Source organism: Mesorhizobium sp. M2A.F.Ca.ET.043.02.1.1, assembly GCF_003952405.1.
Taxonomy (GTDB): domain Bacteria; phylum Pseudomonadota; class Alphaproteobacteria; order Rhizobiales; family Rhizobiaceae; genus Mesorhizobium.
The window spans coordinates 1,182,597-1,197,098 of sequence record NZ_CP034445.1 but is presented as its reverse complement, the minus strand read 5'-3'; the positions used below and the strand labels follow the sequence as shown (position 1 = coordinate 1,197,098).

The 14,502-nt window shown below is 62.6% G+C and carries 14 protein-coding genes; 9 read left to right on the top strand and 5 right to left on the bottom strand.

The window, feature by feature from the left end; genetic code table 11:
• Window positions 1–26: 26 nt before the first annotated feature.
• The 7 genes from EJ068_RS05640 (at window position 27) to EJ068_RS33615 (ending at window position 5,970) form a co-directional block, all read left to right on the top strand.
• On the top strand, window positions 27–899 hold the full coding sequence (locus EJ068_RS05640; RefSeq protein ID WP_127251267.1) for a sugar ABC transporter permease: 873 nt from the start codon (window positions 27–29) through the stop codon (window positions 897–899).
• 7 nt (window positions 900–906) lie between these two features.
• A complete protein-coding gene (locus tag EJ068_RS05635; RefSeq protein WP_189342156.1) occupies window positions 907–1,725 on the top strand; it encodes a carbohydrate ABC transporter permease in 819 nt (272 codons plus the stop codon).
• Between the two features lie 107 nt (window positions 1,726–1,832).
• Window positions 1,833–2,588 carry a DUF899 family protein gene (locus EJ068_RS05630; RefSeq protein ID WP_127251266.1) on the top strand — a complete coding sequence of 252 codons (756 nt, stop codon included), beginning with the start codon at window positions 1,833–1,835 and terminating at the stop codon, window positions 2,586–2,588.
• Window positions 2,589–2,688: 100 nt separating this feature from the next.
• On the top strand, window positions 2,689–3,249 hold the full coding sequence (locus EJ068_RS05625; protein ID WP_127251254.1) for a DUF4142 domain-containing protein: 561 nt from the start codon (window positions 2,689–2,691) through the stop codon (window positions 3,247–3,249).
• A 408-nt stretch (window positions 3,250–3,657) separates the two neighbouring features.
• The gene (locus EJ068_RS05620) at window positions 3,658–4,050 is read left to right on the top strand and encodes a RidA family protein (RefSeq protein WP_127251253.1); all 393 of its coding nucleotides are present in this window, start codon (window positions 3,658–3,660) and stop codon (window positions 4,048–4,050) included.
• A 134-nt stretch (window positions 4,051–4,184) separates the two neighbouring features.
• Complete coding sequence (locus tag EJ068_RS05615) at window positions 4,185–5,309, top strand: DUF262 domain-containing protein (RefSeq protein ID WP_128315396.1); 1,125 nt, start codon at window positions 4,185–4,187, stop codon at window positions 5,307–5,309.
• Window positions 5,310–5,544: 235 nt separating this feature from the next.
• Window positions 5,545–5,970 (top strand): MAE_28990/MAE_18760 family HEPN-like nuclease, encoded by a 426-nt coding sequence (locus EJ068_RS33615; protein WP_348527551.1) that lies wholly within the window; start codon window positions 5,545–5,547, stop codon window positions 5,968–5,970.
• Between the two features lie 17 nt (window positions 5,971–5,987).
• On the opposite strand, the gene carB is transcribed toward EJ068_RS33615, so the two are convergent.
• The 4 genes from carB to EJ068_RS05590 form a co-directional block, all read right to left on the bottom strand.
• A complete protein-coding gene (gene carB / locus EJ068_RS05605) occupies window positions 5,988–9,491 on the bottom strand; it encodes a carbamoyl-phosphate synthase large subunit (protein WP_127251250.1) in 3,504 nt (1,167 codons plus the stop codon).
• Window positions 9,492–9,649: 158 nt separating this feature from the next.
• Entirely contained in the window at window positions 9,650–10,450 is an 801-nt protein-coding gene (locus tag EJ068_RS05600) for an SH3 domain-containing protein (RefSeq protein WP_127251249.1), read from the bottom strand.
• A 79-nt stretch (window positions 10,451–10,529) separates the two neighbouring features.
• On the bottom strand, window positions 10,530–11,288 hold the full coding sequence (locus EJ068_RS05595) for a metallophosphoesterase family protein (RefSeq protein ID WP_127251248.1): 759 nt from the start codon (window positions 11,286–11,288) through the stop codon (window positions 10,530–10,532).
• Between the two features lie 5 nt (window positions 11,289–11,293).
• Entirely contained in the window at window positions 11,294–11,650 is a 357-nt protein-coding gene (locus EJ068_RS05590) for a helix-turn-helix transcriptional regulator (protein WP_126081735.1), read from the bottom strand.
• A gap of 192 nt (window positions 11,651–11,842) precedes the next feature.
• Between EJ068_RS05590 and EJ068_RS05585 the strand changes: the two genes are divergently transcribed.
• Entirely contained in the window at window positions 11,843–13,021 is a 1,179-nt protein-coding gene (locus EJ068_RS05585) for an MFS transporter (RefSeq protein ID WP_126081736.1), read from the top strand.
• Between the two features lie 32 nt (window positions 13,022–13,053).
• On the opposite strand, the gene EJ068_RS05580 is transcribed toward EJ068_RS05585, so the two are convergent.
• Entirely contained in the window at window positions 13,054–13,518 is a 465-nt protein-coding gene (locus EJ068_RS05580) for a MarR family winged helix-turn-helix transcriptional regulator (protein WP_128315462.1), read from the bottom strand.
• Between the two features lie 189 nt (window positions 13,519–13,707).
• Here EJ068_RS05580 and EJ068_RS05575 point away from each other — a divergent pair, with 189 nt between their 5' ends.
• Window positions 13,708–14,502, top strand: a complete 795-nt coding sequence (locus tag EJ068_RS05575; RefSeq protein WP_127252893.1) for an SDR family oxidoreductase — start codon at window positions 13,708–13,710, stop codon at window positions 14,500–14,502.

Here is a 14,502-nt window from a genome sequence, read left to right as displayed (position 1 = left end):
GCACGGCCTGGCTGTTCCTCGCGCCGATGCTCTTCGTACTCGCCGTCGTCGCGGGCTGGCCGTTCCTGCGCACGCTCTATTACAGCTTCACCGACGCCTCGCTCGCCGATCTCGACGCGCGGCAATGGGTGGGCTTCGACAATTATTTCTCGGTGCTCACCCTGCCGAGCGGGCGGCTGCTCTATGACGGGCTGCTGGTCGATCCGGTCTGGTGGCGCGCGGTGTGGAACACGGTGCGCTTCGCAATTATCTCGGTGGCCTGCGAGACGGTGCTGGGCATGATCGTGGCGCTGGCGCTCAACGCCGAATTCCGCGGGCGCGGGATCGTGCGGGCGGCGATCCTTATCCCCTGGGCGATCCCGACCATCGTCTCGGCCAAGATGTGGCAGTGGATGCTCAACGACCAGTTCGGCATCATCAATGTCGTGCTGCTCAATCTCGGCCTGATCGATAGCAAGATCGCCTGGACCGCCAGCGCCGACACCGCGATGGTCGCCGTGCTGATCGTCGATATCTGGAAGTCGACGCCGTTCATGGCGCTGCTCATCCTGGCGGCCCTGCAGATGCTGCCGCGCGAGATCCTCGAAGTGGCGAAGCTCGACGGCGCCAATCCCTGGCAGATCTTCTGGCGCGTGACGCTGCCGCTCATCCGGCCGGCGGTGATGGTGGCGGTGATTTTTCGCGCGCTCGACGCGCTGCGCATCTTCGACCTGATCTATGTGCTGACGCCGAACAACGTCCAGACCAAGTCGATGTCGATCTTCGCGCGCGAGAACCTGTTCGAGTTCGACAAGTTCGCCTATGGCTCGGCCGCCTCGACGCTGCTTTTCCTCATCATCGGCCTGCTCACCATCGCCTATATCCGGATTGGGCGGCTGAGTTTCGACGGAGGGCGCTGAGGTGAAAATGCTGAAGCGCGCCGTCTTCTATCTGCTGCTTCTTGCGATCGTCTTCGTCGCGGTGTTTCCGTTCTACTACGCCATCGTCACCAGCCTGAAATCGGAAACCGAATTGTTCCAGGCGGGCCTTTGGCCGCGATCGTTCAGCCTTGCCAATTACCGCAACGTGCTGACCGAAGGGCCCTTCCTGCGCAACCTCGTCAATTCGCTCGTCGTCTCCGGCGCGGTCGTCGCGATCTCGCTGCTGCTCGGCGTCACGGCGGCTTACGCTCTGGCGCGCATCCGCTTCCGCGGGCGCTCGGCGCTGATGCTCGCCATCCTGTCCGTCTCGATGTTTCCGCAAGTCGCCGCGCTTGCCGGGCTGTTCGAGATCATCCGGGCGCTGCATCTCTACAATTCGCTCCTGGCGCTCATCCTGTCCTATATGATCTTCACCTTGCCGTTCACGGTCTGGGTGCTCACCACTTTCGTGCGCGACCTGCCCGTCGAGATCGAGGAAGCGGCGATCCTCGACGGCGCGGGGCCCTGGATCATCCTCACGCGCATCTTCCTGCCGCTGATGTGGCCGGCGCTCGCCACCACCGGGCTGCTCGCCTTCATCAGCGCCTGGAACGAATTCCTCTTCGCGCTCACCTTCACCTCCACCAACACGCAGCGCACCGTGCCGGTGGCGATCGCGCTTCTGTCCGGCAACTCGCAATTCGAGATCCCCTGGGGCAACATCATGGCCGCCTCGGTGATCGTCACCGTCCCGCTAGTGGTGCTGGTGCTGATCTTCCAGCGCCGCATCGTCTCCGGCCTCACCGCCGGCGGGGTGAAGGGCTGAGGCAGTTCAGGAGCTTGCGCCGGAATGTCGGAACCGATGCAGGCGACACGTCCTTGGGTCGTAGAACAACCCGCGCCGGGACGCCGGCGACGGCCAAGGAGACGATCATGATCACCTTTCCCAATGAATCCGCCAAATACCGCACGGCCCGCGAAAAGCTGCTGCGCAAGGAAATCGAGCTGCGCCGCGCCATGGAGGCGGTGGCCGAGGCGAGACGCGCTCTGCCGCAGGGCGGGCTGGTGCCGCAGCACTATGTGTTCGACGCCCTCGACGGCCAGGGCCGGCCGGCGAAGGTGAAGCTTCCGGACCTCTTTGCGCCGGGCAAGGATTCGCTGATCCTCTACCAGATGATGTTCCCGCGCCATCCGCAGGAGACGCGCGATGTGGCCGCGAGCGGCGCGACGGCGAAACTGGCCCGGCAGGACCAGCCATGCCCGTCCTGCACCGCGCTGCTCGACCAGTTCGACGGCGCGGTCAGCCATCTCGAGGCAGCGGGCTTCAACTTCGCCGTGGTGGCGAAGACCGGGCTCGACAATCTGACGGCGCTCGGCCGCGACCGCGGCTGGAAAAACATGCGGCTCGTCTCGTCGGCCGGCAACGCTTTCAAGCGCGACTACAATTCCGAGACTGCCGAGGGCGCGCAGATACCGCTGCTTTCAGTGTTCCACCGCGATGCCGACGGCGTCCGCCATTTCTGGTCGTCGGAGCTTGGCTTCGCGCCGTCCGAGCCTGGACAAGACCCCCGCGCCATCGGCACCTGCGAGATCCTGTGGAACCTGATGGATTTCACGCCGGAAGGCCGGCCGGACTGGGATGAGCAGCTGCAATATGCCGGGCAGGCGGCTGCTACGCACTGCCACTGATGGCGAGGGCGGGCGTTCTGCCAGTCGGCCTTTTCAGGCAACCCCAACGCGGATGCCGCGTTGGGGAAGGCGGAGGGGCTGTTCGGATCGGAGTTTTGAGATGAAAACGCTGCTGCCCCTGGTCGCCGTCGCGCTTCTTGCCGGCACGCCCGCTGCGTTCACCCAATCGAACGACACCAATACGGATGCCGTGGGACCGATGGTGACCCAGAATAAGGTCGACACCCAGACTTTCGTCACGACCGTGCCCAACGCCAACGCATTCGAGATCCAGTCGAGCAAGCTGGCTGAGGAGAAGTCGGCGTCGGCCGACGTCAAGGCTTTCGCCGCCGATATGATCAAGGATCACACAAAGGCCGGCGAGGATTTCAAGGCCGCGCTCAGTCAGGGCCAGACCACCGCGTCGATCAAGCCCGCCGGCCCGGGGCTGCAGCCGAAGGAGCAGCAGATGCTCGATGAGCTGAAGGCCGCCAGCGGCAAGGATTTCGACGCCAAATACATCAAGATGCAGACCGATGCGCATAAGGATGCGGTTGCGCTGTTTTCCACCTACGCCAATTCCGGCGACGACCCGGCGCTGAAGGAATTCGCCAAGAAGACCCTGCCGGTGCTCAAGATGCACGAAAAGCATGCGAAGGAACTGGCGGTCGCGCATCAGTGAGGGGTTTGGGCGAAGCTAATCGGCCAGTGCCGGTGCGAGGCCCCCCTCTCTGTCCTGCCGGACTGTCCGGCCCTTCGCTGTCGCTCAGGGCTTTCGTCGCTCGGAAAGCCAAGCAATTGGCTTTCCGTCCGCTGCGCGGACCGCTCCTCAACCCCCTCAAGGGGGGAGATCAGCTGTCACGCCGGCTTTCGCCAATCTCCAACGTTGCAGGAAGGGCGAGGCGCCGAAGCTGCCAATCTCCCCCCTTGAGGGGGAGATGTCCGGCAGGACAGAGAGGGGGGCGAAGGAACGCTACGCTGGGCACTTTCCACCGGCAAATGCCGAACCGCCCGCCCACAAGGGGGGAAGGGGGGGCTGGCGTTCCCTCGCTGCCGCGATAAGCTCCCTCGCAAATCAGGGAGGACCACCATGGACAAGGAAGTCATCGAAGTGCCGGTGATGTCGGCAAAGGTGCGCGCGCTCGGGCTGCCGTGCTCGACGGCGGTGCGGGCCAACGGCTTCGTATTCATCTCGGCGACGCCGCCGGCCGACATGGTGACCGGCGAGATGGTGCGCGGCGACATCGAAACCCAGACCGAGGCTTCGCTGAAGGCGCTCAAACACTGCCTGGAAGCGGCCGGCACCTCGCTGGACAAGGTGGTGATGGTGCGCATCTACGCCGTCAATTCCGGCTTCTACAATGCCATCAACCGGGTCTATGCGAAGTACTTTGCGACCAACCCGCCAGCGCGCAGTTTCGTGCCGGTGGCGTCTTGGCCGATGGAGTTCGATATTGAGATTGAGTGTGTGGCGGTGGCGTGAGCTCGTAGTCCTCGCGGCTAGCGATAAGCAATATTGAACATCCTTGGTTTGATGTATTGTCGCATCTGATTTGACGTCTTGCGGTGGCATCTGACTGTCATCGGAATTGCAACCCTTCGGAAAAGAGTAGAAATATGTCTCTTGAAATTCAGTTGGAGAGAGCTCAGCGCCAAGTTAGAACTGACTCGCTCAGTATGTCTATTGGTGAGCTTGCCAGTATGTATGAAAATAAAGAATTGACCATAAATCCGGTATTTCAAAGGTTGTTCAGGTGGGAGCAGCATCAAAAATCAAAACTTGTCGAATCGATACTTCTCGGTATTCCGATACCTCCGATATTTCTTTTTGAGACAAAGATAGGAAGCTGGGAGCTTATAGACGGCCTTCAGAGGATATCTACGATATTTGAGTTCATGGGCGTCCTCAGAGACGCCAAGACATGGAAATTGCAACCTCCCTCGCATATGACGTCTACCATATATCTTCCTTCTTTTGACAACGTCGTTTGGACGGAATCCGACCGAATTCGCGATGTTGCCGTTGGGGACCAACAGGAATTGCCGAGACCTATGCAATTTGAATTTAAGAGAGCTCGTCTCAATCTCCAAATTTTAAAACGGCCGAGCGACGCGCACACTAAGTACGATCTGTTCCAAAGGCTTAACAGCGGTGGATCGATAGCAACCCCGCAAGAGATTAGAAATTGCGCTGTCATTATGGCAAGCGAGGAATTTTTTCACGTTCTTGAGGATATGTCTCAACTGGATAGCTTCCGACGGGTAAGCCGAATAACAGGAGCGGGCAGAAAGATTCAAAAGCCTATGGAGTTTGTTACGAGATTTGTTGGATTTTTGAGAGATAATTTTGACCCGTCTTTCGACGTGGAAGAATATATTGATAAGAAGATTATTTATATCGCCGATAGTGATGACTCTATTGGAGAAGTGACGTCGACTTTTAATAACACTTTCGACTTACTATTCGAGGCTGCGGGCAATGACGCGTTGCGTCGGTACGATCCTGTCAAACAAACGTTCACAGGTCAGGTAGGCCAAGTTGCGCTTGAGTCTGTTGCAATAGGTGTGGCCCGCAACCTTGATTCGATACTAAAAAGGCCCAATCCAGTCGCGTTTGTACTCGACCGAATTAAAGGCTTCTGGGCGCAACCTGAAGTATCTGAGTTTTCGAAAGCCGGAGTTTCGGGTAGTCGTAGACTTCAATCGACATTGCCATTTGGTGCACTGTTTTTCCGGCCATAGTTGGTTTTTAGATCATGAGCAAATTCGTATCAGAAGATACATTTAGCTCCTATGTTACTGAGGATTTCAATTGGCGCCTTAAGGAGATAAGTGATCTTAGAAAGGTAACGTCTACCGTTGGCGGTGGTTACGACGTTGCACTTAGGAAAGCTGGTATTGCCTTGCTCTATGCGCATTGGGAAGGCTACGTTAAATTTGTGGGGGAAGCTTACGTAAGTACGTCGCCGTCAGGAAAATGAAGATGTCTTTGCTGGTTGACGAATTCCTGGCGGCAGAAATCGGCGGAATCCTTCGCAAATACGCTACCGCCTCTGGGGATCTGAGTAGTCGGTTGGCGTTGATTTCTGACTGGAAAGCGCTGGAGAATGGCCAGTTTCGCAATTTCAAGGATAGAGGGATCGCAACCGGCGGCAACCTCAACTATGAGAGACTTTCTGAAATTTGTAAGCTAATCAAAATTGATCCAAAGAAAGTTGTACCGGATCCGGACTATTTAGATAAGAACGTTTTGGGCGTCAGAAATAAGATTGCTCATGGCGAGTCTATCACGGTGACAAAAGACGAGTTCATATTGTCGTCAGACTTCATCATTGAGGCAATGAGAGGATTTAGGTCTGAGACGGAGTATTGCGTGATAAACAAATCCTATTTGAGGTTATAATTCTCCAGGTTCAACATTTAACTAAAATACTCCTGCAGCGGCCGTACCTCCAGGTTCCCCGCCCGCAGTGCCGCAATCGCTTCCGCCACCGCAGCCGCGCCCGACAGCGTCGTGTAATACGGCACTTTCTGCATCAGCGTCGCGCGCCTTAGCGACTTCGAGTCCGACACCGCCTTCTGGCCGTCGGTGGTGTTGAAGACGATCTGGACCTGGCGGTTGCGGATGGCGTCCTCGATGTGGGGGCGGCCTTCCAGCACCTTGTTGATCTTCTCGGCCGTCACGCCGTTCTCGGCGAGGAAGCGGGCGGTGCCGGAGGTGGCGAGCACCTTGAAACCCTGTTCCGCCAAACGCTTGACCGCCGGCAGGATGCCCTTCTTGTCCTCGTCGCGGACCGAGACGAACAGCGTGCCGGAGCGGGGCAGGTCGACATTGGCGCCGAGTTGGCTCTTGGCGAAGGCCAGCGCAAAGTCGCGGTCGAGGCCCATGACTTCGCCGGTCGAGCGCATCTCCGGGCCGAGCAATATGTCGACGCCGGGGAAGCGGGCGAAGGGGAAGACGGCTTCCTTGACCGCGATGTGGCCGGGATTGCGCGGGTCGGGCATGGCGCCGTAATGGGCGAAGGCGTTCTCCAGCGTCTCGCCGGCCATGATGCGTGCGGCGATCTTCGCAATGGGACGGCCTATGGTCTTGGCGACGAAGGGCACGGTGCGCGAGGCGCGCGGGTTGACCTCCAGCACATAGACCGTGCCGTCCTGGATGGCGTATTGCACGTTCATCAGGCCGCCGACATTGAGCGCGCGGGCGAGCGCCGCGGTCTGGCGTTCCAGCTCGTCGACCAAGTCCGGGTGCAGCGAATGCGTCGGCAGCGAGCAGGCGCTATCGCCCGAATGGATACCGGCCTCCTCGATATGCTCCAGAATGCCGGAGACAAAGGTCTCCTTGCCGTCGCAGAGGCAGTCGACGTCGACCTCAATGGCGCCCGAAAGATAGGTGTCGAACAGCAGCGGGTTCTTGCCGAGCAGCGTGTTGATCTGGCCGGTCTTGTCGTTGGGGTATTTCTGCTTGATGTCCTCCGGCACAAGGCCGGGCACGGTGTCGAGCAGGTAGGTCTGCAGCATGCTTTCATCATGGATGATCTGCATGGCGCGGCCGCCGAGCACATAGGACGGGCGCACCACCAGCGGGAAGCCGAGCTCGCCGGCGACGAGGCGCGCCTGCTCGACCGAATAGGCGATGCCGTTCTTCGGCTGGGTGAGGTTGAGCTTGTGCAGCAGCTTCTGGAAGCGGTCGCGGTCCTCGGCGAGGTCGATCATGTCGGGCGAGGTGCCGAGGATCGGGATGCCGGCCTTCTCCAGCGCGTCGGCCAGCTTCAGCGGCGTCTGGCCGCCGAACTGGACGATGACGCCGACCAGCTCGCCCGAGGCCTGCTCGGCGCGCAGGATCTCCAGCACGTCCTCCGCCGTCAGCGGATCGAAATAGAGGCGGTCGGAGGTGTCGTAGTCGGTCGAGACCGTCTCCGGGTTGCAGTTGACCATGATCGCTTCATAGCCGGCGTCGCGCAGCGCGAAGGCGGCATGGCAGCAGCAATAGTCGAACTCGATGCCCTGGCCGATGCGGTTCGGGCCGCCGCCGAGGATGACGACCTTCTTGCGCGCCGACACGCGCGCTTCGTTGGCGGGTTCGCCGACGAAGGGCACTTCATAGGTCGAGTACATGTAGGCGGTAGGCGAGGCGAACTCGGCGGCGCAGGTGTCGATGCGCTTGTAGACCGGGTGAACGTCGAGCTTTTCGCGAGCCTTTTGGACGACTTCGGCATCGGTCTTGGTCAGCGAGGCGAGGCGGGCGTCGGAAAAGCCCATCGCCTTCAGCATGCGCAGATTGACGGCATCCTGCGGCAGGCCGTGCTCGCGGATGCGCTCCTCCATGGCGATGATGCCGGCGATCTGCTCGAGGAACCACGGGTCGATCTTGCACATGGCGTGCACGTCTTCGAGCGACGTGCCCATGCGGATCGCCTGCGCTACCATGCGCAGCCGGTCCGGCGTCGGCGTGCCGAGCGCGGCGCGGATCGCGTTGCGGTCGTCGGCATGGCTGGCGGCGGCGCTGCCATGGCCGAGGCCGGGGATTTCGATCTCATCCAGGCCGGTCAGGCCGGTCTCCAGTCCGCGCAAGGCCTTCTGCAGGGATTCCTGGAAGGTGCGGCCGATGGCCATCACCTCGCCCACCGACTTCATGGCGGTGGTCAGCACCGGCTCGGCGCCGGGGAACTTCTCGAAGGCGAAGCGTGGAATCTTCGTCACCACGTAGTCGATGGTCGGCTCGAAGGAGGCCGGCGTCGCCCCGCCGGTGATGTCGTTCTCCAGCTCGTCCAGCGTGTAGCCGACGGCGAGCTTGGCCGCGACCTTGGCGATCGGGAAGCCGGTAGCCTTCGAGGCAAGGGCGGAAGAGCGCGAGACGCGCGGGTTCATCTCGATGACGACGAGCCGGCCGTCGGCCGGGTTGACGGCGAACTGCACGTTGGAGCCACCGGTCTCAACGCCGATCTCGCGCAGCACCGCGATCGAGGCGTTGCGCATCATCTGATACTCTTTGTCGGTGAGCGTCAGGGCTGGGGCGACGGTGATTGAATCGCCCGTGTGCACGCCCATCGGGTCGAGGTTCTCGATCGAGCAGATGATGATGCAATTGTCCGCCTTGTCGCGGACGACTTCCATCTCATACTCCTTCCAGCCGAGCACGCTTTCCTCGATCAGCACCTCGGTGGTGGGCGAGGCGTCGAGGCCGGACTGGACGATGTCGTAGAATTCGGCGCGATTGTAGGCGATGCCGCCGCCGGTGCCGCCCATGGTGAAGGAGGGGCGGATGATCGCCGGCAGGCCGACATGGTCGAGCGCCTGGGCGGCGATCGCCATGGCATGGCTGATATAGCGCTGCTTGCGGTCGCCTTCGCCGAGGTTCCAGCGGGTCTCCAGCGCGTCGAGCGCGGCATCGAGGTTTTCCGGGTTCTCCGCCTTCAGCGCCGCGCGCTCGGCCTCATGCGTCTTGCGGTCGGCGTTCTTGACCTCGGTGGCGTTGGCCAGCATCGAGCGCGGCGTCTCCAGCCCGATCTTGCTCATTGCCTGGCGAAACAGCGCGCGGTCCTCGGCCTTGTCGATGGCATGGGCGTCGGCGCCGATCATCTCTACTTGATAGCGCTCCAGCACGCCCATGCGCCGCAGCGAGAGCGCCGTGTTGAGCGCCGTCTGGCCGCCCATGGTCGGCAGCAGCGCGTCCGGGCGCTCCTTGGCGATGATCTTGGCCACCACCTCGGGCGTGATCGGCTCGATATAGGTGGCGTCGGCCAGCTCCGGATCGGTCATGATGGTGGCCGGATTGGAGTTGACCAGGATGACGCGGAAGCCCTCTTCCTTCAGCGCCTTGCAGGCCTGGGTGCCGGAATAGTCGAACTCGCAGGCCTGGCCGATGACGATGGGGCCGGCCCCGATGATCAGGATCGACTTGATGTCGGTGCGTCTTGGCATAGTCGAAAAATCCGTTCGGCGAGCGGCTTGCACGAAAAACCGGGCGGGGGAGGACCCGGCCGGTTGTGCTTGCGATTCTGGTATCAGGCTAGGAGGGCCTTATAGGGAAGAGTTTTGCGGGATGTAACCCCGAAAATGCGGGTTTTTGGGTTGGCCCGCTATTCCCCCAGCGCCAGCTGATCCGTGATCTCGAAGCGCTCTGAAACGCCGATCCGGATCATGTTGAGCGTGCCTTCGCGGGTGAAGCGGAATTCGTCGGCCGAGTCCGAGCTGCTCGGCTGGCCGCCATGGAAGGTGATGATGCGCGCACCGCCATCCGGCCAAGTCACCGTGACATCACTGTCGCCATCCTTGCGCGCGACGGTCACCGCGCAGCGGGTCATCGGCTGGCCGATGTGGCGCGCGCAGGGAATGCCGCCGGCCGCGTCCGGGGGAGGGGCATCGGATTCGGTGCTCGCCGAGGTCACGAAAGCGAGACCGTAGGCGTCCAGCATGGCGGTCCTGACGATCTCGGTCGCGGAAGGCGGATCGGCCGGCTCGCCGCCGCCCAGGCGCGCCGCTATATCAGCCGGCGGCTCTTCGGGAGGTGGCTGAGGCGCGGCAGCCGCGGCCGAAGCGGTGCTGTCTTCAGGGGGCGACGCCGGGTTATTGGGGCTGAGATAGCGCGCCGGCGCCCAGCCGGTTATGCGGGCGTCCTGCGTGTCCTCGACCTTGCACCATGGATTGTTGTTGACGGCCTTGCAGCCGTAATTCTTTACCGCCGCGCCGTTGGGCAGGCGCGCTTCGATCTTTCCGCCCGCTGAAGCGGTAGCGCGAATGTTGAGCAAATCATCCGGCGCGAGACCACCGATGATCGAAATGATTGTGCCTGGCGCATCCTGAGCCAGGGCCGGGAGGGCGACCAGGCACAAAGGGGCGGCGATCAGCAGCGTCGATCGGAGCGTGACTTTGCGCTTCATCCCTCGGCCATAAGCAATGCACTTCAAACGTGGCGCTCAATCCTGGATATGAGCTCCCTCAATCCTGGATGAGCTGCGCTCAATCCTTTATAAAACCGGTCCGCAGCGCTCGCGCCCATTCCGGTCTTCCCGCTTGTTCCGCCTGCTTTGCGGCGGCTTCATGGTCGTAGTCGACGGCGATGCTCTCGAAGCGGCTGGGACTGCCGTCCTTGCCCAGCTCGACGATGCCGTAGCGGGCGTGCGGCGAGCCTTGCTCCGAGACATGCGCCGGCGGCGTGTCGTCGTCATAGGCCGGGCAGCCGACGCTACCGGGATTGAAGATGACCGGACCGCCGGGGATGCGGATGAGCTCGTTACGGTGGCTGTGGCCGCACAGCACCAGGCGGCAGGCCGGATCGAGCGGCTTCAGCCGGCGCCTGATCGCGGCCAGCGGCGCGCGCACCAGCTGGCCGTCGACAATGGCGTCGGTGAGATATTTCTCGTCATGGTCCGGCCGGGCGTGGAAGGCGGTGACACCGGGTGCGATCTCCAATGTCAGCGGCAGGGCGAGCAACGCCTGGCGCTGCGACGCGGTCAGCCGTTCCTGGGCGTAGCGATCGGACGGCCACATGGTTTCGTCGGCCGTGTCCTGCGCGACGCGGCGGTCGTGGTTGCCGCGCACCGTCGGCAGCTTCAGCGCCTGCAACCGTTCCATCGTCTCGCGTGGCCAGAGCGGGCCGGAGACGCAGTCGCCGAGATCGACGGTGACGTCGGCACCGCCGCGCCGGTTCAGATCGTCGAGCACGGCATCCAATGCCAGGAGGTTGCCATGAATGTCAGCGAGAACGGCGATGCGCATGCGGTTCAGGCCGAAACCTCGACTTCGGCGGTGCCGACCGCCGGCAGATCCTTGTCGCCGTCAGCCGCGGCGATCACGCTGTCGAGCAGGCCGGGGAAACGCTTGTCGAGGTCGTCGCGGCGCAGCGTGATCAGCCGGCTGGTGCCGACCGCTTCGCTGCGCGTGACACCCGCCTCGCGCAGCTTGGCGAGGTGGTAGCTGAGATTGGTCTTGGAGGCGAGGTCGAGAAACTTGCTGCAGTTCATCGGCACGCCTTCCTTGCGAGCCAGATAGCGCACGATGGAAAGCCGGGTCGGGTCGCCGAGCACGGCAAGCACGATCGGCAGGCTGATCTGGTCGGCGGTTGGATGGGGCAGGCTCATGACCAAGAATTAAGCACAAACGGCACGAACTTCAACGCGGCTCCTCTTTCTGCCGACCGACATAGGCTCTTCTTTCGGCCGCGTCCTGTCACAGGGCTGTCAGCAGGGTTCAGCTATTTTCTCCCGGCTCGGTTGACATCATGCCCTGTTATGTCCAATTGTTCAATAACTTTTGAACTAAGGACAAATCCCATGGACAAGCGGATCTTCTGGCTGGCGCTCGGATCGTTTGCGATCTCGACCGAAGGCTTCGTCATCTCAAGCCTTCTTCCCGACATTGCATCCGATGCCGGCATATCCGTGCCGCTCGCCGGCTCGCTGATCACCGCCTTCGCGCTCGCCTACGCCATCGGCGCGCCCGTGCTGGCGACGCTGACCGGCGAATGGGACCGGCGGCGCGTCATCCTGTGGACGCTGGTATTCTTCGTCATCGGCAACATCGTCGCCGCGCTGAGCTCGTCCTTCGAACTGCTTTTGATCGCCCGCATCGTCATGGCGCTTTCGTCCGGCCTGTTCGCCGCGACTGCGCAGGGGACGGCCGTGGCTCTGGTCGATGACCATCACCGGGCCCGCGCCATTGCCGTTGTCGTCGGTGGCACCACGGTGGCCGTCGCCGTCGGCGCGCCGCTCGGCGCCCTGGTCGCAGCTGTCGCCGGCTGGCGCGGCACGTTCTTCGCCATCGCCGCGCTCGGCGCGCTGTCCGGCGCGATCCTGTGGTGGCGGCTGCCGCGCGGCATCATCGGCACCAGGCTGCCACTGAAGCGCAGGCTGGCGGCGGCTGTTCGCCCCGGCGTAATGCCGATCCTGCTGACGACGACGCTTGCGCTGGTCGGCGCCTTCACCGTCTTCGCCTTCATCGCGCCCTTGGCCCTTCAGGGTGGCGGGCTCTCGCCGATCGCGCTGCCCGGCATGCTGCTCGCCTTCGGCGTCGGCGCCGTCATCGGCAATATCGCCGGCGGCCAGGCCGCCGACCGCTTCGGCGCGACCCGCACCGTCGCCTGGTCGCTGACGCTGTCGGCCGCGACGCTCGCCACCTTCTCGCTGATCCCGGCCTTCCTGCCGCATTCGATCGCCGGACCGGCGCTGATGGGTATGATGGTGCCTTGGGGCATTGTCGGCTGGGCCTTCCCGCCGGCGCAGGCGAGCCGCATCCTCAAGATCGCGCCCGACGCCGCGCCCATTGTCTTGTCGCTCAATGCCTCGGCGCTCTATTTCGGCGTCGCTTTGGGCGCTGTGGTCGGCGCCGCCGTGCTGCGCTTCGGCGCGCCGGCCGATCTCGGCCTGATCGCCGCGGTGTTTCCGATCGTGGGCCTGGGTATCGTGCTGGCGGGCCGTGTTTTTGCGCGCCCGGTCGCGATGCCGGCGGAATAAGCTGCTTGAAAGCGTGACGGACGGCCGCTTCTTCAATTCGAAGGAGCGGCCGCCGGCATTTCCAGATCGAGATCGGCCACAGCATCCAGCGCCGCACGCAGCTTCGCCGCCTGCTCCGTGCCGACCTTGTCCTCGAATTGCCGCTGGGCGATGCTCCAGAGCTTGAGCGCCTCGTCGAGCTTGGCTTGGCCTCGTGGCGTCAGCCGCACGCGCTTGACGCGGCGGTCGTCCTTGTCGGGAAAGGTCTCGACATAACCGTCGCGGATCAGCGGTTTCAGCGTGTGGCCGAGCGCCGACAGGTCCATGATCAGCACCTCGGCGATGGCGCCCATCGCCGGCTCGTCGCTGATGTGGATCTGAAAGAGCAGGCCGAACTGCGTGCCCTTCAGGCCTGACGGCGCCAGCGCGTCATCATAGAAGCGGCCGAGACTGCGCGCGGCGCGGCGCAGCGTGGCGTTGTTGCAGTCGCTGAATCCAGGCTTGCGAGCTTCGGTCATGATCACTCCTTGCCGGCGCAAAGACGCGCCAGCCTGCCTCAGAAATAGTTTTTGCCGCTGCCGTTGACAAGATAGTGGCATATACCTACTTCGGTGAAAGTGGCATATGCCACTAATCGAAATCAGAGGCTCGGCGGATGAACTGACCATCGGCGCCGAACCAGCGAAGCGAACAAAAGGAACAGGACAATGAGCACGAAGGACAACAAGGGCACGGCGGTCATCACCGGCGCATCCTCAGGCATCGGCGCGGTCTATGCGGACCGGCTGGCAGGGCAGGGCTACGATCTGGTGCTGGTGGCGCGCCGCGCCGACCGGCTGCAGGAGGTGGCGGAAAGGCTCGCCTATGCCTATGGCCGCAAGGTCGATACGATCGTCGCCGACCTCTCTGTCGATGCCGACCTGCACCGCGTCGAGCAGGCGGTGTCGACGGATGACAGCGTGACGCTGCTGATCAACAATGCCGGCGTGGCCGGCCTGGAGACGGTCGCCGATGCCGATGCCGACACGGCGGAGCGCATGATCAAGGTCAATGTCGTGGCGCTGACCAGGCTGACTCGCGCGGTGTTGCCGGGCTTGCTCAAGCGCAATCGCGGCGGGATCATCAACATCGCCTCGGTGGTGGCCTATGGCATCGCCGTCGGCGGCATCTACAGCGGCACCAAGGCCTATGTCGCCAACTTCACGGAAGCGCTGCAGAAGGAAGTCGCCGGCACCAATGTGAAGGTTCAGTCGGTGGTGCCCGGGCCGATCCGCACCGAGTTGTGGGACGTCTCCGGAATCAGCCTCGACAGGATCAATCCGGACTGGATCATGAGTGCCGAGGATCTGGTCGACGCGGCGCTTGCCGGCTTCGCCCAGGGCGAGACGGTCACCGCGCCCGGCCTTGCCGATGCGGCCGGGCTGACGACGTATCTCGGCGCGAGGGATCAGTTCTTCGGCAGCCTGTTCTCCGGCAAGCCGGCGGCGCGCTACGCCGTCTGA

Coding starts and splice junctions, on each gene's coding strand:
- EJ068_RS05585 (WP_126081736.1), top strand. CDS start 11,843: ATGGACAAGCGGATCTTCTGGCTGGCGCTCGGATCGTTTGCGATCTCG.
- EJ068_RS05595 (WP_127251248.1), bottom strand. CDS start 11,288: ATGCGCATCGCCGTTCTCGCTGACATTCATGGCAACCTCCTGGCATTG.
- EJ068_RS05580 (WP_128315462.1), bottom strand. CDS start 13,518: ATGACCGAAGCTCGCAAGCCTGGATTCAGCGACTGCAACAACGCCACG.
- EJ068_RS05590 (WP_126081735.1), bottom strand. CDS start 11,650: ATGAGCCTGCCCCATCCAACCGCCGACCAGATCAGCCTGCCGATCGTG.
- EJ068_RS05640 (WP_127251267.1), top strand. CDS start 27: ATGCTCTTCGTACTCGCCGTCGTCGCGGGCTGGCCGTTCCTGCGCACG.
- EJ068_RS05635 (WP_189342156.1), top strand. CDS start 907: ATGCTGAAGCGCGCCGTCTTCTATCTGCTGCTTCTTGCGATCGTCTTC.
- carB (WP_127251250.1), bottom strand. CDS start 9,491: ATGCCAAGACGCACCGACATCAAGTCGATCCTGATCATCGGGGCCGGC.
- EJ068_RS33615 (WP_348527551.1), top strand. CDS start 5,545: ATGAAGATGTCTTTGCTGGTTGACGAATTCCTGGCGGCAGAAATCGGC.
- EJ068_RS05625 (WP_127251254.1), top strand. CDS start 2,689: ATGAAAACGCTGCTGCCCCTGGTCGCCGTCGCGCTTCTTGCCGGCACG.
- EJ068_RS05615 (WP_128315396.1), top strand. CDS start 4,185: ATGTCTCTTGAAATTCAGTTGGAGAGAGCTCAGCGCCAAGTTAGAACT.
- EJ068_RS05630 (WP_127251266.1), top strand. CDS start 1,833: ATGATCACCTTTCCCAATGAATCCGCCAAATACCGCACGGCCCGCGAA.
- EJ068_RS05575 (WP_127252893.1), top strand. CDS start 13,708: ATGAGCACGAAGGACAACAAGGGCACGGCGGTCATCACCGGCGCATCC.
- EJ068_RS05600 (WP_127251249.1), bottom strand. CDS start 10,450: ATGAAGCGCAAAGTCACGCTCCGATCGACGCTGCTGATCGCCGCCCCT.
- EJ068_RS05620 (WP_127251253.1), top strand. CDS start 3,658: ATGGACAAGGAAGTCATCGAAGTGCCGGTGATGTCGGCAAAGGTGCGC.